This is a genomic window from Mesorhizobium sp. WSM4809, assembly GCF_055811655.1.
Genome location: NZ_JBVVQW010000006.1, coordinates 99,891 through 121,151 on the forward strand (window position 1 = coordinate 99,891; position 21,261 = coordinate 121,151).

A 21,261-nucleotide genomic window follows, 5' to 3' on the forward strand; every position below is an offset into this window, starting at 1 on the left:
CGATCAAAAATGCCAGCCAGCCCCGGGCCAGCCAGCATGAAACCTGGACTTTGGAGTTGGGGCATGGGGTTGGTGACTTGGGAATGGCGTGGCCGGTCGGCGGCGAACGGCGCGGCGGCATTGTTGGCAAGCGTGGCGGCTATCGCCTTGTCGGCGCAATTGGCTAACGCCCAGCAAGCGGCGCAGCCGACAGAGCAAACGAAGAAGGCTGAAGAAGAAAACGCCGCACCAGCGGGAGCAACGCTGCTCGACAAGATCCTCGTCATCAGCCGCACCGGCGAGACGGCGATCGAATCGCTGGCATCGACCAGCCATGTCGGCCAGGAACAGCTCGACCGCCGCATGGCGACGACGCCGAATGAGATGCTGCTTGGCGTGCCCGGCGTCGCGGCGCAGGCCGACGCCAGACGCGTCAGCACCAGTATCAACATCCGAGGCTTGCAGGATTTTGGTCGCGTCGCGGTCATCGTCGACGGCGCCCGTCAGAACTTCCAGCGTTCCGACCACGGCACGCAGTCGACCTTCTACATCGACCCCGAACTCGTCAAATCCGTGGATGTTATCCGTGGTCCTGTCGCCAACACCTATGGCTCAGGCGCCATCGGCGGCGTCGTCTTCTTCGACACCAAGGACGCCGGGGATTTCCTTAAGCCGGAAGAAACATGGGCCGGCTCCGTCACGGGACGCTATGAGAGCAACGGCAAGGGCTGGACAACAAGCGCATCCGGTGCCTACCGCCTCAACGAGAACTGGGATGTGCTCGGCAACATCGTCTACCGCAACTATGACGACTACAAGGATGGCGGTGGCGACACCGTCAAGGGCACCGGCTTCGATGTGCTTAGCGGCCTGCTCAAGACAACCATCCGGCCGACCGACAACAGTGAGCTGAAGCTCGGCTGGGTCGGCTCAAGCGACGGCTGGAACGAGATCAGCGGCGGCGTGCCGGTCAATGACGTCGACCTGAAGTCGAACACCTTCACCGCCCGCTACAACATTACGGATGAGGACAAGAGCTGGCTCGATCTCCATATCAACACCTCCTACAACAAGACCAATCTCGATCTGACCAGCCTCGTGCCTCTCAACCGGTTTGACCCGAGCACCGGCCTTCCAGTTGTTTTGCCGGCTGGCTCGACATCGACATTCGACATCGGCACGACCAGCATCGACATTTGGAACACGTCCAGATTCGAGACTGCGGGAATCGCGCACGAACTGACCTATGGCGGCGACTGGGCCGGCGATAAAGTCGAGACCGGCGGCACGGCCGGTGGCGACAGCTTCTATACGCCTTCCGGCAAGCGGAACGTCTCCGGCGCCTATGTCCAGGACAAGCTCACCTGGGAGTGGCTCGAAGTCATCGCCGGGCTGCGTTACGACAATTACAGCCTCAAGGATGACACACACGAAACGTCGGGGGACCGGTTGTCGCCACGCATCACCGTCGGCGTCTCGCCTTTTGATAGCGCCAGCCTTGCCGGCCTGCAATTCTACGGCACCTATGCGGAAGGATACCGGTCACCCTCCCTGTCGGAAACACTGATCAGCGGTCGCCATCCGGCAGGTGTCACCTTCCCGTTCCTGCCCAATCCCAATCTGCGGCCGGAAACCGGAAAGACCGTCGAATTCGGCGTCAACTACAAGCAGGATGACATCCTCGAAGTCGGCGATGCGCTGCGCATCAAGGCAGCCTATTTCAACAACGATGTCGAAGACTACATCGATGGCGTTACCCTGTCGCGGTTTGACCCGACAGCCGGCTGCCCGAGCGGATCCGGTATCCCGATATGCTTCCAGTACCAGAATTTTGCCAAGGCCAAGATCGACGGCTTCGAACTTGAGGGCGTCTATGATGCCGGATGGGGCTATGCCGGGCTCTCGGCCTCAATCACCAGTGGTCATACCATTTCCTACAAGGACGTTCGGGCCGACCTGCTGACCATCCCCTCATCCCAGGTCACCGCGCAGCTCGGCTTGCGCTTCCTCGAGGACAAGCTGACCGTGGGCGGCGAAGTGCAATACAATGGCAAGCCCAAGGGCAATCCGATCGCCGAGGACTACACGCTGGTCAACTCTTTCGCCAGCTACCAGGCGACGGACAATTTGAAGATTGATTTCCGCGCCGACAATCTGTTCGATGTAAAATACGCCAACCCGCTCAACCTGACCACGGCCGGCCAGCCGCCGCAGCCGGTTTTCGCGGCCTACGAGCCCGGCGTCACCCTGAAGCTGGCGGCGACGATGCGATTTGGAGGCTGATGACCATGACGAGCTTGATGACATCCCTTCGTCTGCTGACCTCGATGCTGGCGATGTCGCTTGCGATGGTTCCGGCGTGGGCACAAGAGTCCGCGCCGGTCCCTGCGCTGACCCTTGAACTCAACGGTGCGCAACCTTCCGACAAGGGTTGCCGCCTGACGTTCGTGGTCAACAACAATCTCGGCGCCGACCTGTCCAAGGCGGCGTTCGAGATCGCCCTGTTCAACGAGGCCGGCGTCGTCGACCGGCTGACCGTGCTCGACTTCAAGGAGTTGCCGGCAGGCAAGACCAAGGTGACGCGTTTCGATCTGGCCGGCACCGAGTGCTCGAAAGTCAGCCGCGTGCTGATCAACAGCGCGACCGAATGCACCGGTACCGGCGTCGAACCGAACGCCTGCATGCGAAAGCTGAAGACGGACACCAAGACCGGGATCGCTTTCGGAGTCTGAGGTGGGGCTGCATCATGCATTCCCGCGAAACACCGTAGTGCAGCCTCTGGCCGACGATAGCAGACTGCCGGCGAACGATCTTGATTTGACAACTCTGCTCTTGTCGCTGCAGGTCTCGCGGCGAGACATGCAGGACATCAATCCCCTCCCCGAGGCCGGCGCCGAGCTGACCATAGAGCCAACCGAGCCGCTCGCGCTGCCGCGGCCATCGGCCTGGAGCCGCAAATGGACGGCGGCGATCGTCGTCTCCTGCCTGCTCCATGTCGCGGTGGCGGCGGCCTTTCTGATCTCCCCTACGGGGATTTCCAGTTTCCAGGACGCCGAGCAGCCGGAAGGTAGTGAACAGTCGGGCAGCAACGTGGCCGGCAGCGCGCTGGACAAGGACCCGGCGGCAATAAACGTTGCACTGGTGCCCAGCCCGCAACCGGCCAAACCACAGCCGGCAACGCCGCCCAAGCCGTCGCCGCCAACGGAGCCTTCGCAACCCGTGAAGGACGCAGCAAAGCCGCTCAAGCCTTTGCCGGAAGCTGTCAAACAGCAGACGCTGACACCCGACATATTGGTGGCCGGCGCCCCGCGCTCCGATGATCAGACCGTGGATAGGAAGGCCGAAACACCAGCGGAGCCAACCGTTCAGGCCGAGAGCACGGAAGCGCCTGTCGCCGTTCCGGAGCGGCCTCCGATCCCTGGAGCCAGGCCAACTCCGGCAGCTGTCCCTTCAAAGACGGCGGATGAGAAGCGCGGCGCGGCGGATGGCGAGGACCGGTCGGCGCAAGCAGCCAGCAAGGGCAAAAGGCAAAAGGAGGCAGGCACGGCCGCGGAAGACAACTACCGCGGCGATGTTTTTAGAAAGCTCGGCAGCGTCAATCGCACCCTCCCGCCTTCCCTACAGCTGGCGGCACGCAACAATGCGGTTGTCACATTCGTCATAGGCAGGAAGGGCAACATAAACGAGTTGCGCATTCTGGAAACCTCAGGATCGGCGGCTTTCGATCAGGCAGCGCTTGGCATTGTCCGCAAGGCAGCCCCCTTCCCTCCGATTCCACCACAGGCAGCAAGCGCAAATTTGGAGTTCGAGACCGAAATCGGCCCATTTTGAATGTGCGCAGAACAAACGCTGCAGCCGCCAATCATCAACATCCGTACGAAAGGAACCGCCATGTACATCGCAATGAACCGCTTCAAGGTGCAGACCGGCTCGGAGAACGATTTCGAAGCCGTCTGGAAGAACCGCGACTCCAGCCTTGCTGAGATGAAGGGGTTTAGGGAATTCCATCTGCTGCGTGGCCCGGTCAACGAGACCGAAGGCTATACGCTTTTCGCGTCGCACACGGTGTGGGCCAGCCACGACGATTTTATCGCCTGGACCAAGTCCGAGAATTTCCGCGCCGCCCACAGGAATGTCGGCACGACAAAGGTCCACTATCTCGGCCACCCGCAGTTCGAGGGTTTTTCGGTCGTCGAAGGCGCGTAATGCATGTCGTCCAAAAGTGGTCCCGATTTTTGGGACAACGACATGCATAAAAACAAAAGTTGACCGGGGTCAGGCCCCGGCCAGCAAGCTCGCATTGCCGCCAGCAGCGGTGGTGTCGACGCAGACCGCGCGCTCATGCGCATAAGCCGCCGGGTTGAGCACCTCGGTGACCAGCGGCACGATCGGGCCGGAGCGGTCGGCGATGACCTTGCGCACGATGCGCGCGGCCTCGGACGTGCCTGAAAAAGCGACGACGTCGACGCGTAGCGCGCGCGCCTCGACCGGATCCGGCCGGCCGTCGATGGCGGCCAGCGGCAGGCCCTTGCCGGTCAACGCAGAAAGGGCTGCCGGTGCGCCGGGCGCCACCGCCAGCACCGCATTGCCGGCGGCGAGCGCCTGGATCGTCTGCGCCAGCAGCGTATCGCCGTCAGGACCAAGGCACAGCACCCGTCCGCGTGGCGACAGCGACAGCGTGTTGGCCTCGCCGGTCGGCCCAGGCAGGTCGACCTGGCCGAAATCGATGCCGGCGGCCGCACCAATGGCCGCAGCACCCTTGCCGCGCAGATGCTTCCTCAGAATGGCGATCCGGTCGGGCCGCGTCGACCAGCCGCCAAGTGCGGGATCGGGCAGATTGTCGGCAAGTTCGGTCGCCGTGACCTTGTGGCCATCCTGCACATGGGTGCCAGCCTCCGGCCCCTTGCGGAAGCGGCGGAGGTAGTGCGGGCCGCCGGCCTTCGGACCGGTGCCTGAAAGCCCCTCGCCGCCAAACGGCTGCGAACCGACGACGGCGCCGATCTGGTTGCGGTTGACATAGATGTTGCCGGCATGGATGCCGTCGACGAAATGCTGCACGCGGCCCTCGATCCGGGTGTGCAGGCCGAAGGTCAGGCCATAGCCCTTGCGGTTGATGGCAGCGATGACCGCGTCGATCTCGTCGGCGTCGAAGGTGGCGACATGCAGCACCGGCCCGAACACCTCGCGCTCCATATCCTCGATACCCTTGACGCGGAAGACGTGGGGCGCGACGAAGCGCCCTTCCTTCGGCGCTTCGAGCTTGGCGATCAGCCGGCCCTGCAGGCCCATTTTCGTGCAGTACTCGCGGATCGAGCTCTGTGCCTCGTCGTCGATGACCGGGCCGACATCGGTCGAAATCCGCCAGGGATCGCCGACATTGAGCGCCTCCATGGCGCCCTTCAGCATCTCCAGCATCTTCTTCTCGACGTCCTTCTGCACGTAGAGCACGCGCAGCGCCGAGCAGCGCTGGCCGGCACTCTGGAAGGCCGAGGCCAGGATATCGCGCACCGCCTGTTCGGGCAGCGCGGTGGAATCGACGATCATCGCGTTAAGGCCGCCGGTCTCGGCGATCAGCATGGCGTCGGGCTCGGCCGTCTGGGCCAATTGCTTCTCGATCAGCTTGGCAACCTCGGTCGAGCCGGTGAAGCATACGCCGGCGATGCGCGGGTCAGCGGTCAGCGGGCCACCGACCGACGGGCCGTCGCCGGGCAGGAGCTGGATGACATCTTCCGGCACACCGGCCTCGCGCAGCAATTCGACGGCGCGGAAGGCGATCAGCGGCGTCTGCTCGGCCGGCTTGGCGATGACCGAATTGCCGGTGACGAGCGCGGCCGCGATCTGGCCGGTGAAGATGGCGAGCGGAAAATTCCACGGTGAAATGCAGACGATGGCGCCCCGCGCTTGCGTGCCCGCCTCCGCATTGGCCGCCTCGGTGGCGTAGTAGCGCAGGAAGTCGACGGCCTCGCGCACTTCGGCGACGCCGTCGGCCAGCGATTTGCCGGCCTCGCGGGTGGCGAGTGCAAAGAACTCGACCGCATTCGCCTCATAGAGATCGGCGGCACGATTGAGGATGGCAGCGCGCTCGGCAACGGGACGTTTTGCCCAGGCCGGCTGCGCTTCCACCGCAAAGCGCACGGCGGTCGCGACTTGCTTTGCGGCGGCTTCGCTGACCGTGCCGACCACTTCGGAAGGCTTTGCCGGGTTGACGATCGGACGCAGCTTGCCGTAGCCGGCGGCACGGGTGATCGGCTTGGCATGCCAGCGATCCGGCCCGGCGAAGGCCGCCCTGGCCTTGTCGATCGCCGCCAGCGTGACCGTGTCGGCGATGTCGAATCCTTTCGAATTGCGACGCCCGGCTCCAAAGATCTGGGAAGGCCGGGCTATCGCCGGATTGGCGGCCGGACCCTGGCTCTCGACCGTTTCGAGCGGATCGCGCGCAATGTCCTCCGGCTCGACGTCCTCGTCGGTCAGTTGGTGTACGAAGGAGGAGTTGGCGCCGTTCTCCAGCAACCGGCGGACCAGATAGGCCAGCAGATCGGAATGCGCACCGACCGGTGCATAGATGCGGCAGCGCGTGCCTTCGGACCGGCGCACCGTCTCGTGCAGCGCCTCGCCCATGCCGTGCAGGCGCTGGAACTCGAAGGAATCGCGATTGTCCGCCATCGCCAAGATGGCGGCGACGGTGTGGGCATTGTGGGTGGCGAATTGCGGATAGATGCGGTCGGTCATCGATAGCAGCTTTTTCGCGCAAGCCATGTAGGAAACGTCGGTGTTGGTCTTGCGGGTGAAGACGGGATAGCCTGACAGTCCGAGCGTCTGCGCGCGCTTGATCTCGGTGTCCCAATAGGCACCCTTGACCAGCCGCACCATGATGTTGCGGTCGTATTTCCTGGCCAGCGCATAGAGCCAATCGATGGCGAAGGCCGCGCGCGGCCCATACGCTTGCACCACCACACCAAAGCCATTCCAGCCGGCGAGTTCCGGCTCGGCCAGCACCCGCTCGATGACGTCGAGCGACAGATCGAGGCGATCGGCCTCCTCGGCATCGATGTTGAGGCCCATGCGCGAATGGCGCGCGGCCAGCGCCAGCGACAAGAGCCGGTCTGCCATGACAGGCAGCATCTCGTCCTTCTGCCCCACCTCGTAGCGCGGATGCAGCGCCGAAAGCTTGACCGAGATGCCGTGGTTCTGCCTGATGTCAGGACCGTTGGAGCCGGAATCGAGCGACGAAATCGCGTCGGCATAGGCCTTGTGATAGCGCAAGGCGTCGGCCTCGGTGCGGGCTGCCTCGCCCAGCATGTCGAAGGAGTAGAGGTAGCCCTTCTGCGTCATCGGCCGGCCGCGCTTGACGGCTTCCGTGATGGTGCGGCCGAGCACGAACTGCTCGCCCATTTCACGCATGGCGGCGGCCACCGCCTTGCGGATGACCGGCTCGCCCAGCCGCCGCACCATAGAACGCAGCGTGCCCTCGATGCCGCCCTCGCCCTCATCGAGGACGCGGCCGGTCAGCATCAGCGCCCAGGTCGAGGCATTGACGAAGATGGAGCTTGAACCGCCCGAATGCGCCGACCAGTCGTGCGGCGCGATCTTGTCGGCGATGAGGTCGTCCATCGTTTCGGTGTCGGGCACGCGCAACAGTGCCTCGGCCAGGCACATCAGCGCCACGCCTTCCTTGGTGGAGAGACCATAGGCAGAGAGGAAGACTTCCATCAGCCGAGGATCCGACGAGCCGCGCACCGCCCGCACCAGATCGGCGGCCCGTGCCGAGATCGCCTTGCGGTCTTTCCCGGAGAGCGCCGTAGCGTCGGCAAGCCGCTTCACGGCCTCGTCTTCGTCGGGCAGGTAGTTGGCGCGAATCTGCTGGCGGATGGCATCGAGCGCTGGCATGGCGGTCCCATGGATCGAGCAAAGGAGATCGGGCCGGCGGTCACCGGACCGAATGGCGCAAGCTAGCACAGGTACGAATTTTCAGTCGGTCCGAAGAAATCGACATTGCAGGTCATTCGATCTATCATAACGGCTCAAAACTGACATATGGACTGCATTTTCGATGATAGAAGACCAATTGGACCGCATCGACAGGAATATCCTGTCGGCGCTGGCAAGCGATGGCCGGCTTTCCATGTCGGAACTGGCGACAAAGGTCGGCCTGTCGAAGACGCCGGTGCAGGCGCGGGTGAAGCGGCTGGAAAAGGACGGCTATATCAGAGGCTACCAGGCGATCATCGACCGCGAGCGCATGGGCGAAGGCCATGTCGCTTTCGTCCAGGTGAAATTGTCCGACACCCGATCCGCCGCGCTCGATGCCTTCAACCGATCCGTACAGGCCGTGCCGGAGATCGAGCAGTGCCACATGATGGCGTCGAGCTTCGACTATCTGCTGAAAGTCCGCACCAGGGATATCGCCGCCTATCGCCGCGTCCTCGGCGAACGCATCTCAGCCCTGCCCCACGTCGCCCAGACTTCGACCTTCGTGGCCATGGAGACGGTCAAGGATCGGTAGAGCGTAGGGATGGCTGAAGCCTCCCCAACTTCGTCATCCTAGGGCGAAGCAGGAGCGAAGCTCCGTCTCGGAGACCCTGGGATCCATGCCGCGACCTCGGCCGAAGAATGCAGCGGAGCAGAATTCCGCACCGCAGCAGCGCTTCCGAGTCCCGGCATGGATCCTGGGGTCTGCGCCGCGTCGCTTCGCTCCTTGCTACGCCCCAGGATGACGAAGCGATGGATGTTTGCGCCAATCGCCGAAGCATGCGGTCCGTGCTTAAGGAATTAGGCGCTCAGCGGTCGCCCCACGACTTTGGCTTCCTGTTTCTCGCACCGAGCCTTGATCGAAGCCTCTGCGATTGCGAATTCCTCTTCCAATGCTCATATTGGGCAGCGAATTTTGAATCCTTGAACCATTCCTTGGCGGCTTCCTCGACGGGAATCATACTCCGGCTCATAGAACCTCCTTTGCTCGCTTCAGCACCAACTCGCCTCGCTTCGCTCAACTATTCCTATCGCCGGCAACCTCACTCCGCCAGCGTCGTCAAAAACGCCACCAGCGCCGCACGCTCTCGATCTGAAAGCTCCAGCGGGTGAACTTCTGACACCCCCTCAACGCTGGGCGCGGCCTTCGCATAGTGCGCCACCACCTCGTCGAGCGACGAAAACTGCCCGGCATGCATATAGGGCGGCCGCGTTGCCGCTCCGCGCAGCGATGGCGTCTTGTAGGCGCGAACGAGTTCGGGCGCATCCTTGACCATGAAGCGCAACTCGCCGCAGGCGCTGGCGTCGCCATCGCGATAGGCGCCGAAGCAGTTGAACGGGTCCGCCTCGACTTGGTGCACGGCATCGATACGGCCGCGATCCGGCGGCAGGCCCGCAACGGATGGCACGCCGGTGTTGTGGAAGCTGTTGTCGGTGAAGCGCGGGCCGTTGTGACAGGTCACGCAATTGGCCTTGCCGATGAACAGTTTAAGCCCACGGATTTCTTGTTTGGAAAAGACAGCATCGCCCTTCGGCTCGGCACCGGTGGCGAGGTCCAGCGCAAAGCGGTCGAAGCGCGTTGGCGCCGGCGCGATCGAGCGTTCGAAGGCGGCAATCGCCTTGCCTAGATTGGCAAAGACGCCGTTGATAGCGTCACGCTGCGGGCCGCTCATGGCATTCCAGGCCGCCCTCTCGACATCGTTTCCAAGCGGGCTGGCATCCAACGGCATGCCGGAAAAATCAGGCAGCGGCCCGAAGATGCGCTCATAGCGTTCGCCGAAGCGCGCCTTGATGTAATGCGCGTAGGCGGTGCGGTTTCCCGCCTGCTCCAGCGGGTTTTCGAGCGGCGTCAGCGCTTGCGCCCACAGGCTGTCGCGGCGGCCATCCCAGAAGAACCAGGGATCGCGCGCGACGCCGGCCAGTGGCATGGTGCGCCGGCTGGTACGGCCGACCCCGACCGCCTGCGGCAGGTCGTCCTGGAACTGGCGGTCGATCTTGTGGCATGTCGAACAGGATACCGACCCGTCACCGCTCATGCCCTGGTCGAAGAACAGCGTCGAGCCGAGTGCGGCAGCCGCCGGCACGTCGGCAAAACGATTGGTGGTGTCGGGCTTGAGCGCCGGCAGGGACGACAGCGCCAGCGAGGCGATGGTCGTCTTTTCGGCGTCGGAAAAATCCGGCTTCGTGCAACCGGCAAGGACAACGGCCACCATCAGCGCCAGAAAACGCGAACGCCGCCTCATGTCCTGCTCACAGCACCACGTTGAAGAGCACCGTGTCGGAGCCGGCGGTGGCCGAGATGGCGAAATGCAACTGCCACCAGCCGCTCATGGTGAATTTCACTCCTTCGATTCGATAACGCCCGTCGCCGAGATAGTCGGTCGCCTGCGGGCTGGTCGGCAGGCCGTGACTGTGCAGTGGCATACCGCCCGAAATCGCGATCGCGGCACCTTCCACCGGAACTCCTGCCTTTGTCTTCAAGGTCAGCAGCCAGGATTGCAGTTCGCCCTGCCGTACGACACCCCGCTCCGGCGCGAAGCTGGCCACGAACAGCGCGTTGGCGGTGTTCTTCGTCCGCGAGACATCCGGGCCGGCAGGCAGCGACGACCGCGGCGCCGTCAGGAAGACGACCGCGAGAATGCCGACCAGCAAGGCAGCCAGACCAAGACCCGCCAGAAGATAACGCCATATCGATGCCAAACCGGTTCCTCTTCCGCAGACAACGCTCTGCCGGACGGATCGCATCCCGCCAGCCTGTGGGAAAACGCTGTGACGGAAAAAACCCTGCTTGCCAAGCATGGCGCTGCCGGTGGCAAAAAGCTACAGCACCGGGATCACTGGAGGATTGTAGATGGCGGGAAACGGCGTCGCCTCGATCGGCGAATGCATGCTCGAACTGTCGGGCCAGACGGGACCGAACTGGCGCATGGGCTTTGCCGGCGACACGTTCAACACGCTGTGGGCGCTGCACGCGCTGAGCACCGAGCGGCCGGCAACCTATGTCTCGGCCTTCGGCGACGATCCGTTCTCGCAAGGGCAGATCGATTTCTTCGCTGAAAACGGCATTGGCATCGGCTCCAGCCCGCTCATAGCGGGCGCGCGGCCCGGCCTCTATGCCATCACGCTGACGGGAGCCGAACGTTCCTTCACCTATTGGCGTGGCGACGCCGCCGCGCGGCAGCTTGCCTCGGACCCGGCCGCATTATCGAAAAACCTGGAAAATCAGGAACTTGTCTATTTTTCCGGAATCACTTTGGCAATTCTGGACAAAGCCGCGCGCGCTGCGTTGCTGGCCGCCGTCGCCAAGGCGCGTTCGGCTAGTTCCCTTATCGCCTTCGACCCCAACTACCGGCCGCGGCTCTGGCGTGAGCGCGAGGAGGCGCAGGCAGCGATCGTCGAAGCCCTTGCCGTCACTGATATCGCATTACCAACCTTTCCCGACGAGCAGATGCTGTTTGAGGATGCAACGCCGCAAGTGACCGCTAAACGGATCGGGAAATTGGTTGGCGAGGTCGTCGTCAAGAATGGCGAAGCGCCGGCGCTGATCGCCAAAGGAGGAACGCTGCGCGACGTGCCGGCGATCCATGTCGCGGCTCCAGCCGATACGACGGGCGCCGGCGATTCCTTCAACGGCGGCTATCTTGCGGCTCGACTTGCCGGCCACGAACCGCTGGAAGCCGCACGTCGTGCCCATCGTGTCGCCGCCGCCGTGGTGCAGGTACGTGGCGCACTGGCGCCGTTCGAGACGCTGCGGGCGGCGTTCGAAGGCTAAGGTAGCCGGAATCTGTATTCCGTGACGTGGTGGTAGATCGCGCCCGGCCACAGCGTCGCCTGCGGGAAATAGGGCCGGTTCGGCGCATCCGGCCAAATCTGCGGCTCGAGGCACAAACCGCAAAAGGCCTTGTAGTTCCGCCCTTCCAGCCCGGTGCGCGGCGTCACATACTGACCGGTATAGAGCTGGACGCCGGGCTCAGTGGTCCAGACCTCCATCTCGACACCGGAACTGGCGCCTTGCGTCCACGCCGCCTGTTTGAGCGGCCCGCGTGTCGAAGCGAGGCAGAAATTCTGGTCGTAGGGCAGCTGTTCGCCCTCGGTCTCCATGCGCAACGGCCGCGCCTGGCGGAAATCGAACGGCGTGCCGTCAACCGGCTTGACCACCCCGGTCGGGATCATGTCGCCATCGACCGGCAGATAGGCGCCGGCATTCAACATCATCCTGTGGTCGAGAATGTCTCCGGCGCCGCCATCGTCCAGGTTGAAGTAGGAATGCTGGGTGAGATTGCACAGCGTCGGCTCCTCACAGGTGGCTGTCAGCTCGACGCTAAGCGTGCCGGGGATCTTCAACCGGTAGGTGCAGGTGACATCAAGCGCGCCGGGAAAACCCATCGCGCCGTCGGGATCGTGCAGGGTCAGCGTGACGAAATCCCTGCCATGCAAGGAAACCGTCCACGGCCGGTGGGAGTAACCTTGCGAGCCGCCATGCAGCGTATGCTTGTCGAGAAAGTTTTGCTCGGTCTGGTAGCGGCTGCCGCCAATGGTGAAGCGGCCGTCGCGGATGCGGTTGGCGTAGCGGCCAACGACAGCACCGAAGAACGCCGTATCCGTCTCGTAGCCTTCCAGGCTGTCATAGCCGAGCACCAGCGGAGCATCGTGCCCGGTCAGGCGCAGATCCTGGATGATCGCGCCCAGACCGATGATGTTGGCTGTGATGCCGCCGCCCCTGATCGTGAAGCGACGCACCTGCTCGCCAGCCTGCGTCGTGCCGAAAACCTCGCCGTCCTTCATCGCCATGCCCGTAAATGCCAGTTGATCCAGAGACTTCGGCTGGTTTTCCCACGAGAGATGGGCAGGCTATCGGCCTGCTCATCTCAGGGATAGCCTATCAGAGGCCGAGGCCGCCGATGCAGACATATTTGGTGTCGAGGTAGTCCTCGATGCCCTGATGTCCGCCTTCCTTGCCGAGACCCGATTCCTTGACGCCGCCGAATGGCGCCTCCGGCGTGGTGATGAGGCCTTCATTGACACCGACCATGCCGTATTTCAGCCCTTCCATGACGCGGAACGCGCGGCCGAGATCGCCGGTGTAGAAGTAGCAGGCGAGGCCGAATTCGGTGTCGTTGGCGAGGGCGACGGCTTCCTCTTCGGTCTCGAACTTGAACACCGGTGCGACCGGGCCAAAGATCTCTTCCTTCATGAAGCGCATCTTGGGCGTCGCATTGGCAATGACGGTCGGCTGGAAGAACGAACCGCCGAGCGCATGGCGCTTGCCGCCGGCCACGATCTTGCCGCCCTTGGATGTGGCGTCGGCGATCAGTTCCTCGACCTTTTCCACCGCCTTCTCGTCGATCAGCGGCCCCTGCTGCACGCCGTCCTCGAGGCCGGAGCCGACCTTCAGCCCGTTGCTGGCGGCAGCGAGCTTCTCGACGAACTTGTCATAGACACCAGCCTGGACAAGGAAGCGGTTGGTGCAGACGCAGGTCTGGCCGGAATTGCGGTACTTGGCGGTGATCGCACCGGCGACCGCACGCTCGAGGTCGGCGTCGTCGAAAACGATGAACGGCGCGTTGCCGCCGAGCTCCATCGATACCTTCTTGACGGTGACCGACGACTTCTGGATGAGAAGCTTGCCGACCTCGGTCGATCCGGTGAATGTGATCTTCGACACCAGCGGATTGGCGCAAATCTCGTCGCCGATCTCGCTGGCCGAACCGGTCAGGATGTTGACGACGCCCTTGGGGAAGCCGACTTCCTCGGCGAGCGCGCCCCAGGCGAGACCCGAATACGGCGTCTGCGACGCCGGCTTGACCACCGCGGTGCAGCCGGCGGCGAGCGCCGGGCCGAGTTTGCGAGCCAGCATCGAGGACGGGAAATTCCATGGCGTGATGGCGGCAATGACGCCGACCGGCTCCTTGGTCACCAGGATGCGGCGGTCCGCCCATGGTGAGGGCACGACATCGCCATAGGTGCGGCGGCCTTCCTCGGCGAACCACAGGATATAGGCGGCGGCGGAGCCAATCTCGCCCTTCGATTCGAACAGCGACTTGCCCTGCTCGATGGTCAGCAGTTCGGCCAGCACGTCCTGATTGTCCATCATCGCGTCATGCAGCTTGCGCAGCAGCTTCGAGCGCTCGAGCGCGGTGGTCTTGCGCCACGACTTGAAGGCGACGGCGGCGGCCTCGATGGCGCGGCGCGTCTCGGCCTTGCCCGACTTCGGCACGGTGCCGATCTTGAGACCGGTGGCCGGATTGTTGACGTCGACCGTCTGGCCGCTGTCGGCCTGCACCCACTCGCCGTTGATGAGATTGGCCTGCCGCATGAAATGGCTGGTTTTCTGAAGCATGGTCTATCCTCCGTTCAGCGCCCTGACGGGCCGGTCTGTGAAATCTTCGGTGAGCGTGCGCCATGGACTGAAGCCGGCACGCCGGAGCCACTGCTCTTTACCGAGGGCAAGGCCCGCAAGCAATCGCAAGATGGCATATAGGGGTTGGGCCACAGCGAGACGAGAGCAGGCGACGTGCTTACCCCGATGCCTTACCCGAAAACGTGCAAGACGACAGTCAGCCAGAAAGCCGTGGTGATGGCTGCACAGGCCGTTGCGATGGTCATCTGGTTCGACGCCAGCGCCTGGCCGGTGTTGAACTGAACGGCGATGAGATAAGAATTGATGCCGGATGGCAGCGCCGCAACCACCACCGCCACCTTGGCCGTCAACGGCGGCAACGCAAGCAGCCAGACGAAGGCGAGAACCAGTGCCGGCATCAGGAACAGCTTCAACGCCGAAAGCGCCAGCGCCGGGCGGACATTGCCTGATATGCCGAAGCGGCGCAGGCTGAGACCCATGGCAAACAGCGCCACCGGTCCTGCCGTGTCGGCCAGCGCATCGACCAGACGCATTGCAAGGTCGGGCAATGGCGCCCCGGTCATGCGCCAGGCAAGCCCGGCCAGAATGCCGATGATCAGCGGATTGAGAAACAGCCGTTTCAGAAAGCTTCTGACGACACGCAGGGGATGCACGTGCTCGCTACCGCTCCGGCCAAACATCTCGAAGAGCACGATGGAAGCCATCATCATGATCGGCAGATGCACGGAGACCAGCAGCGACAGCACTTCAAAGCCGCTCGGGCCGAATATGCCGAGAATAAAGGGAGCACCGAGCAGGACAACGTTGGAGTAGGCCGACGATACGCCGCCGACAACGCCGGCGCGTGCGTCGCGCCCGAACACCCGCGTGGTGACGAGATGGCCGGCGGCCCAGGTGATCGCCACGGCCGCGAAATAGGCGCCCCACAGCGACCAGGGCGCCACGCCGTGGAAATCGGCATTCACCATGGTCTGGAACAACAGCAGCGGCATCGCCACGCTGATCGCGAAATCGGCTATCCCCTCGCCGCTCGCTGGCTTCAAATAGCCGGTAAACCCGGCGAGATAGCCGAGCGCGACAAGGCTGAAGACGAAAAGGACGGTTTCGGTGAGCGGAGACATTTTTACCGTGACGGGCGAATTTCCCGTGATAGGCGAGCCACGACCGCGACGCAATCGCGCCTGAATTTGATCATCGTCGGCTGGCAGCGTTATAGAGGGTTTGGATCATCAGGGCGGACACGAACGACAAATGGCTTTTGTCGGACTCTCGAACCTTAGTCGTTTGTGGCGGGCATGGCTGACGGCTATCGTCGCCGCACTGCTTTGCCTTGCCGCGACCGCGCTTGCAGTTGCCGAGACGAAAAGCCTTAAGGGCGTGGCGCTGATCATCGGCCAGTCGAATTACCTGCACATCGCCGCCCTGCCCAACCCCGCCAACGACGCCCGCGACATGGCCAAGATGCTGACCGACCTTGGCTTCGACGCCCGCAGCGTCACCGACCGTGACGCCACCAAGCTGAAGCGCGACCTGGAGCGGTTCACCGAAGATGCCGACGGCGCCGATGTCGCCTTCATCTACTACTCCGGTCATGGCATCGAGGCCGGCGGCGAAAACTATCTGGTTCCGGTCGATGCCGACGTCCCGTCGCTGAGGGATGCCGGCACCAGCCTTGTGCCGATATCGGCCGTCATGGAGGCATTGAAAAAGACAGTGCCGGTGACGATCATGCTGCTCGACGCCTGCCGCACCAATCCATTCCCCGCGGATGCCATGGTACGGCGCTCACCGACCGCTTCCGCCTCGCCCATAGGCGCCGGCGGGTTGGAGCCGGTGCGCGGCGCCAAGGCGCTCGGCAATGCACCGGCGGCCGACGCGAGCCTGGGTACAGTGGTCGGCTTTGCCGCAGAACCGGGTCATCCTGCACTTGATGGCGCCGCCGGCGAAAACAGCCCTTACGCGTCCGCCCTGCTGCGCCACCTCGCGGCGATGAAGGGCACCGAATTCGGCTCGGTCATGCGCATGGTGACCGAGGAGGTCTATCTCGACACAAAAGCAAAACAGCGCCCCTGGGTCAACGAAAGCCTGCGCCGGCTGCTCTATTTCGGCGTCGCACCAGTGGAGCCGACCGGCGACGACGGGCTGATCACAGGCGAAAGGCGCCAGCTCCTTCTGACGATTTCCGACCTGCCCGACCCGAAACGGGCGCAGGTGGAACTGGCTTCGCTGCAGGAAGGCGTGCCGCTCGACGCGCTCTATGGCGTGCTGAAGGCGCTCGGCACGGAAAATATCCCCGAAGACCCGACCGACCTGCAAAAGGTGCTCGACGCCCAGGCCGAGCGCCTGAAGAAGATGATGTCCGAGCGCGCCGCTTTGCGCACCGACGATCCAGAGATCAAACGCCTCGTCGCCTCCGCCGACAAGGCGATCGGCCAGGGCGCCATCGTGACGGCGCGCAAATTCCTCGACGATGCGGTCGGCCGGGTCGAGCAGACCAGCGATGCAGTCGATGAGGCCGAGGATCTCGTCAAGCAGAAGCGCCTTGCCGACGCCGCGATCTATGCCAGGCGCGCCGATGCCTCGGGGCTGGTCTTCGACTACAAATCCGCCGCCGGCGACTACGCGAAGGCGTTTTCGCTGGCCGAAAAATGGGACGACAAGCTGCGCTGGAACTACAAGAACCAGGAAGCCGAGGCGTTGAACGCCTACGGCTACGCCACCGGCGACCTCGATGCGCTAAAGCACGCCATCGAAGCCTACCGCACCATCCTGAACTTCATCCCCAATGGCGAACAAAATCGCGACTGGGCGATCACCCGCAACAACATGGCGGTGGTGCTGCAGACCATCGGCGAGCGCGAGACGGAGACCGCGCGCCTTGGAGAGGCCGCACAGATCTTTCGCGCTTCCCTTGTCGTGTTCGAGCGCGAGAAGGACGATCTCAACTGGGCCGCCGCGCAGAACAATCTGGCCAATGTGCTCTTGAAGATCGGCGAACGCGAGAGCGACCCGAAGCGCCTGAACGAGGCGGTGGCGGCGATGCGCGCGACGCTCCAAAAACGCCCGCGCGAAAAAGTGCCGCTCGACTGGGCCGCTTCGCAGAACAATCTCGGCCTGGCGCTCTATGCGCTTTCCGAGCGCGAGGCCGCCGGCGAACATCTGGCGCAAGCCGAGGCCGCCTACCGGCTGGCACTTGAGGAATACACGCGCAAAAAGGCGCCGGTTGAATGGGCGATGGTCGAGAACAATCTCGGCAACACGCTGGTGTCGCTCGGCATTCAGCTCAACGACAAGGCGAAGCTGAACGAAGCGGCCGACACGTTCCGTGCCGCGCTGGAAGTGCGAACCCGTGAAACCTTCCCCGTCTCATGGGCGACCAGCAGGCTCAACCTCGGCAACGCGCTGAGCGGTGTCGCCCGCTTCGATATGGGCACCGGCGCGCTTGAAGAGGCCGCGGCCGCCTATGATGATGCACTGACGGTCTTTACCCGGCAGCGTTTCCCGATGGACTGGGCGTCGGCGCAGAACAATCTCGGTTCGATCTACCAGACGCTTGGCCAGCGCGCCCGCGACGCGGCCAAGCTGGAGCAGTCGGCGAGCGCCTTCCGGGCGACCCGGCAGGTCTATGTCAGACGGAAATTCCCTCGCGATTGGGCAATGAGCCACTACAATCTCGGCAACACGCTGCAGCTTCTGGGCGGCGTGACCGACAAGCCGGAACATTATGGTGAAGCCATTGCCGCCTACCGCGATGCGTTGCGCGAGTACAAGCGGGAGACGAATCCCCGCCAATGGGCGCTGGCCCAGGCCGGCCTCGGCTCGACGCTGCACTGGCTGAGCATGAGCAATGCCGACTCCAGGACCCTGCTTGAGTCCATAGCGGCCCGCCGGGCAGCCCTCGAAGTACTCACCGTCGACGCGGCACCGGTCGACTGGGCCAACGCCCAGAACGGCATCGGCATGAGCCTGCTCAACCTCGGAAATCTCGAACGCACCGGCAAATATCTCGGTGACGCTGAGGCCGCCTTCACGGCGACGCTGAAGGTATTCTCGAGGGAAGGCCTGCCCATGCAATGGGCCTTCGCGCAGAACAATCTCGGTGACGTCAGCTGGAACCGAGCCAGCTATGGCGGGGGCAAGGCCGAATATCAAAAGGCGATCGAATTCTTCGAGAACGCCAAGCAGGGCTTTACCGAAGCCGGCTACACGATCCCCATCCCGCTCACCGACCAGAAGATCGATCTGGTGAAGAAGCAGATGGCGAAGAAGTAGGTCTACGCATCCCGCCGACCGCGCCTTGTCTTTCGGCTGGCTTTACCGTCCCTATATGTCCCGTCACCGGAACCCATTGCCGGGAACCGGAGAAGGATAGCGGATGATTCGATTTGCCTTGGCGTTGTTCCTGTTTCTTATTCCCGGCGTGGCCCACGCCACGGATGCAGGCTGGGCGCTGCTGCGCGATGGCGGACATGTCGTGCTGCTGCGCCATGCCATGGTCACCGGCACCACCGACCCGGCCAATTTCGACATCGACAGTTGTGCCACCCAGATGAACCTGTCGGCGCGTGGCAAGCAACAGGCGAGCAAGATCGGCGCTCTGTTTGCCGCCCGTGCGGCACCGATCGAGCGCGTGTTGTCCAGCCGCTATTGCCGCTGCCTCGACACTGCCCGCATCGCCTTCGAGGCCGAGCCGGAGCTGTTTGCTCCGCTCGATCTCCTGAAGGGCGACGAGGCGCAGAAAGCCGCGCAGATCGCGGCGATCCTGAAAGAAATCCGCGCCTATTCCGGCTCCGACAATCTGGTCATGGTTACCCATCTGGAAGACATCGTGGCGCTGACCGGCATCTCACCGCGCGAAGGCGAGGCCGTGGTCGTGGAGCCGCAGGGCGATGGCCTGCGCGTGCTCGGCCGCGTCACCTTCTGAGCGCCCTGCGCGCGATCGCTGACGTCGAAAGCGGTGTTGCCTAAATGCCACCGCCGCAAGAAGCCGCAAATCCGCCACGACAATGCCGCTTGCGACAACCCGTCGCAGGGGCTATAGGCGCGCTCCCGGTCACGAGAACCGAAGTGAGCACAACGGTTGGAGCTTTCGCCTCCGCCCGTGCAGGCGGCTTTGCCGCCCTGTATACGGCGCTGCTTTGGGGATTGGGATCGCGGATGTAGCTCAGCGGGAGAGCGCCGGATTTGGGTCCGGAGGTCGGGGGTTCAATTCCCTTCATCTGCACCACGGAAAGCTCAGTTTGGTTAGAGCATCAGATTGTTAATCTGACTGTCGAAGGTTCGATTCCTTCTCCATTGGCCTGAAAAGCCATCCGAAAAACGGTCCGGGGACTGGAATGCGAAAGACTGGACGGATGGCCCAAGCCCTCGGGCGCGGATCATCCCAAGCGTCTTTCGCCATCGGCTCGCGGCCAGGCCCGCGGTGACGATCAAGGCGCAGCGTCGCCGGCAAGGGAGGCCAAGGCCTCCGGCGCCCGCTTCACTGCCCCGCGATCCGCTCCCGAAGGCCCGCCACGGATTGATGCCACCAGTCCCCGGATCATTCGTGCCCGGGCTATGACGCAAGAGACGACGTGAAACGAGAAACGAAAGGAACGATCGACGCATGACTTGACGCCTCGCATGGGGCCATGCCCGACAGGAGTAAGACAATGACAATTCTCGACAAGGTTCTTGGGCGCGAGCGCGTCCTCGTAAAGGAAAACGAACGTGCCCTCACCCTCCACAAGGGGGAAATCAAGACTGTCCTGCTGCCGGGCGAGCACTGGCTCGCCAACCGGCGCGGCAGCCTCGAAGTGTCCCGGCACGATCTGAAGAACCCGGAATTCGTTTCGGCATACGAGAAGGCGTTGTTCGACAAGCTCCCGGATGTAGCCGCGCGTCATTTCACCGTCGTTCGCACCGGGCGCACGGATGTCGCCATCATCGAGCGTGACGGCAATCTGCACGCCGTGCTGGCGCCGGACCGCAAGCTGGTGCTGTGGACGGATGCCGGCCCGTGGAAGGTGACGCTGATCGACACATCAGTCGATCTCGCCATCGATGCGGCGGTCATGCGCCGGCTCGGCCAGGCCCGGAAGGCGGAATTGATGTCCGTCCATCCGGTCGTCGACGGTCAGGCCGGACTGCTGTTCATCGACGGTGTTCTGGTCAGGACGCTGACGGCGGGCGTGCATGGCTTCTGGAACGTCGGACGCATGGTGCAGATCAAGGTCGTCGACCTCAAGCGCCAGTCGCTCGACGTTGCCGGGCAGGAAGTGCTGACCAAGGATCGCGTGACGATCCGCGTCAACATCGCGGCCGAATACCGGGTCGTCGATCCTGTCAAGGCGGTGAGCATGGTGCAGGACTTCTCCGAAGCCCTTTACCGCGCCCTGCAGTACGCCTTCCGCAAGACCCTTGGCGCGCTGACACTCGATCAGATCCTTGAAAAGAAGGTGACGATCGACGAGGAGGCCGCTGGCAAGGTCCGCGCCGATATGGCCGAGATCGGGGTGGAGGTCAGCGATATCGCGCTCAAGGATGTCATCCTGCCGGGCGAGATGCGCGAGATCCTCAACCAGGTGGTGTCAGCCGAAAAGCAGGCCGAGGCCAACATCATCCGTCGCCGCGAGGAGACGAACGCGACGCGTTCCCTCCTCAACACGGCCAAGGTGATGGCGGAAAACCCGGTGATGCTGCGGTTGAAGGAGCTCGAGGCTCTGGAAACCATCGCCGGCAAGGTCGAGCGGCTGACCGTCCACAACGGAACCGGCGGGCTGCTGAACGATCTGGTCAAGCTCCGCGACAGCTGATGCATGTCGCCCAAAGTGGTTCCGGTTTTGGAAAAACGACCTGCATCGAAACAAAGGCTGACGTGACGTCAACAGAAGGGGGGCCCGGGGGACCCCGCGCCCCGCGAGGGGTGGCTAGGGGGGCCCCCCCCCCGACCCCCCCCCCCGCAGGCAGGTGGG

Annotated in this window: 15 protein-coding genes and 2 tRNA genes; 11 read left to right on the forward strand and 6 right to left on the reverse strand. The window is 63.5% G+C overall.

The window, feature by feature from the left end; translation table 11 throughout:
• Positions 1-63 precede the first annotated feature (63 nt).
• The 4 genes from AC0L24_RS17070 (at position 64) to hmuQ (ending at position 4,185) form a co-directional block, all read left to right on the forward strand.
• Positions 64-2,262: a TonB-dependent hemoglobin/transferrin/lactoferrin family receptor gene (locus AC0L24_RS17070; protein ID WP_473563992.1), complete on the forward strand. Its 2,199-nt coding sequence runs from the start codon at positions 64-66 to the stop codon at positions 2,260-2,262.
• 5 nt (positions 2,263-2,267) lie between these two features.
• Positions 2,268-2,711, forward strand: coding sequence for a hypothetical protein (locus AC0L24_RS17075; RefSeq protein WP_023812248.1), 444 nt, complete (start codon positions 2,268-2,270; stop codon positions 2,709-2,711).
• Between the two features lie 85 nt (positions 2,712-2,796).
• The gene (locus tag AC0L24_RS17080) at positions 2,797-3,810 is read left to right on the forward strand and encodes an energy transducer TonB (RefSeq protein ID WP_473563993.1); all 1,014 of its coding nucleotides are present in this window, start codon (positions 2,797-2,799) and stop codon (positions 3,808-3,810) included.
• 60 nt (positions 3,811-3,870) lie between these two features.
• Complete coding sequence (gene hmuQ, locus AC0L24_RS17085; protein ID WP_027039045.1) at positions 3,871-4,185, forward strand: heme-degrading protein HmuQ; 315 nt, start codon at positions 3,871-3,873, stop codon at positions 4,183-4,185.
• Between the two features lie 69 nt (positions 4,186-4,254).
• Here hmuQ and putA read toward each other — a convergent pair whose 3' ends face one another.
• A complete protein-coding gene (putA, locus tag AC0L24_RS17090; RefSeq protein ID WP_473563994.1) occupies positions 4,255-7,866 on the reverse strand; it encodes a bifunctional proline dehydrogenase/L-glutamate gamma-semialdehyde dehydrogenase PutA in 3,612 nt (1,203 codons plus the stop codon).
• A gap of 163 nt (positions 7,867-8,029) precedes the next feature.
• Here putA and AC0L24_RS17095 point away from each other — a divergent pair, with 163 nt between their 5' ends.
• On the forward strand, positions 8,030-8,482 hold the full coding sequence (locus AC0L24_RS17095) for an Lrp/AsnC family transcriptional regulator (protein WP_127399081.1): 453 nt from the start codon (positions 8,030-8,032) through the stop codon (positions 8,480-8,482).
• Positions 8,483-8,990: 508 nt separating this feature from the next.
• Here the strand turns inward: AC0L24_RS17095 and AC0L24_RS17100 are convergent.
• On the reverse strand, positions 8,991-10,190 hold the full coding sequence (locus AC0L24_RS17100; protein WP_473563995.1) for a cytochrome-c peroxidase: 1,200 nt from the start codon (positions 10,188-10,190) through the stop codon (positions 8,991-8,993).
• A gap of 7 nt (positions 10,191-10,197) precedes the next feature.
• Positions 10,198-10,647, reverse strand: a complete 450-nt coding sequence (locus tag AC0L24_RS17105; RefSeq protein ID WP_027039042.1) for a FixH family protein — start codon at positions 10,645-10,647, stop codon at positions 10,198-10,200.
• 151 nt (positions 10,648-10,798) lie between these two features.
• On the opposite strand from AC0L24_RS17105, the gene AC0L24_RS17110 reads away from it, so the two are divergent.
• Positions 10,799-11,719, forward strand: a complete 921-nt coding sequence (locus tag AC0L24_RS17110; protein ID WP_473563996.1) for a sugar kinase — start codon at positions 10,799-10,801, stop codon at positions 11,717-11,719.
• Here the strand turns inward: AC0L24_RS17110 and AC0L24_RS17115 are convergent.
• From AC0L24_RS17115 to AC0L24_RS17125, 3 genes are all read right to left on the reverse strand, one after another.
• Complete coding sequence (locus AC0L24_RS17115; protein ID WP_127810229.1) at positions 11,716-12,738, reverse strand: aldose epimerase family protein; 1,023 nt, start codon at positions 12,736-12,738, stop codon at positions 11,716-11,718. The two genes, AC0L24_RS17110 and AC0L24_RS17115, sit on opposite strands and share 4 nt — an antisense overlap.
• Before the next feature lie 91 nt (positions 12,739-12,829).
• Positions 12,830-14,287 carry an NAD-dependent succinate-semialdehyde dehydrogenase gene (locus AC0L24_RS17120; protein WP_127267428.1) on the reverse strand — a complete coding sequence of 486 codons (1,458 nt, stop codon included), beginning with the start codon at positions 14,285-14,287 and terminating at the stop codon, positions 12,830-12,832.
• A gap of 191 nt (positions 14,288-14,478) precedes the next feature.
• Positions 14,479-15,429 (reverse strand): AEC family transporter, encoded by a 951-nt coding sequence (locus tag AC0L24_RS17125; protein WP_256747605.1) that lies wholly within the window; start codon positions 15,427-15,429, stop codon positions 14,479-14,481.
• A gap of 130 nt (positions 15,430-15,559) precedes the next feature.
• On the opposite strand from AC0L24_RS17125, the gene AC0L24_RS17130 reads away from it, so the two are divergent.
• The 5 genes from AC0L24_RS17130 (at position 15,560) to AC0L24_RS17150 (ending at position 21,102) form a co-directional block, all read left to right on the forward strand.
• Positions 15,560-18,580 (forward strand): caspase family protein, encoded by a 3,021-nt coding sequence (locus tag AC0L24_RS17130; RefSeq protein ID WP_127810227.1) that lies wholly within the window; start codon positions 15,560-15,562, stop codon positions 18,578-18,580.
• Between the two features lie 103 nt (positions 18,581-18,683).
• Positions 18,684-19,232, forward strand: coding sequence for a histidine phosphatase family protein (locus AC0L24_RS17135; RefSeq protein WP_127267431.1), 549 nt, complete (start codon positions 18,684-18,686; stop codon positions 19,230-19,232).
• A 229-nt stretch (positions 19,233-19,461) separates the two neighbouring features.
• A tRNA-OTHER gene (locus tag AC0L24_RS17140) sits at positions 19,462-19,535 on the forward strand.
• A gap of 1 nt (position 19,536) precedes the next feature.
• Positions 19,537-19,603, forward strand: a tRNA-Asn gene (locus tag AC0L24_RS17145).
• 356 nt (positions 19,604-19,959) lie between these two features.
• Complete coding sequence (locus AC0L24_RS17150; RefSeq protein ID WP_292657936.1) at positions 19,960-21,102, forward strand: slipin family protein; 1,143 nt, start codon at positions 19,960-19,962, stop codon at positions 21,100-21,102.
• Positions 21,103-21,261: the final 159 nt, after the last annotated feature.

What these genes read in the sequence shown, in the direction of transcription:
- AC0L24_RS17070 (WP_473563992.1), top strand. Translation starts at nt 64, where the DNA reads ATGGGGTTGGTGACTTGGGAATGGCGTGGCCGGTCGGCGGCGAACGGC.
- AC0L24_RS17075 (WP_023812248.1), top strand. Translation starts at nt 2,268, where the DNA reads ATGACGAGCTTGATGACATCCCTTCGTCTGCTGACCTCGATGCTGGCG.
- hmuQ (WP_027039045.1), top strand. Translation starts at nt 3,871, where the DNA reads ATGTACATCGCAATGAACCGCTTCAAGGTGCAGACCGGCTCGGAGAAC.
- putA (WP_473563994.1), bottom strand. Translation starts at nt 7,866, where the DNA reads ATGCCAGCGCTCGATGCCATCCGCCAGCAGATTCGCGCCAACTACCTG.
- AC0L24_RS17095 (WP_127399081.1), top strand. Translation starts at nt 8,030, where the DNA reads ATGATAGAAGACCAATTGGACCGCATCGACAGGAATATCCTGTCGGCG.
- AC0L24_RS17100 (WP_473563995.1), bottom strand. Translation starts at nt 10,190, where the DNA reads ATGAGGCGGCGTTCGCGTTTTCTGGCGCTGATGGTGGCCGTTGTCCTT.
- AC0L24_RS17110 (WP_473563996.1), top strand. Translation starts at nt 10,799, where the DNA reads ATGGCGGGAAACGGCGTCGCCTCGATCGGCGAATGCATGCTCGAACTG.
- AC0L24_RS17115 (WP_127810229.1), bottom strand. Translation starts at nt 12,738, where the DNA reads ATGGCGATGAAGGACGGCGAGGTTTTCGGCACGACGCAGGCTGGCGAG.
- AC0L24_RS17120 (WP_127267428.1), bottom strand. Translation starts at nt 14,287, where the DNA reads ATGCTTCAGAAAACCAGCCATTTCATGCGGCAGGCCAATCTCATCAAC.
- AC0L24_RS17125 (WP_256747605.1), bottom strand. Translation starts at nt 15,429, where the DNA reads ATGTCTCCGCTCACCGAAACCGTCCTTTTCGTCTTCAGCCTTGTCGCG.
- AC0L24_RS17130 (WP_127810227.1), top strand. Translation starts at nt 15,560, where the DNA reads ATGGCTTTTGTCGGACTCTCGAACCTTAGTCGTTTGTGGCGGGCATGG.
- AC0L24_RS17135 (WP_127267431.1), top strand. Translation starts at nt 18,684, where the DNA reads ATGATTCGATTTGCCTTGGCGTTGTTCCTGTTTCTTATTCCCGGCGTG.
- AC0L24_RS17150 (WP_292657936.1), top strand. Translation starts at nt 19,960, where the DNA reads ATGACAATTCTCGACAAGGTTCTTGGGCGCGAGCGCGTCCTCGTAAAG.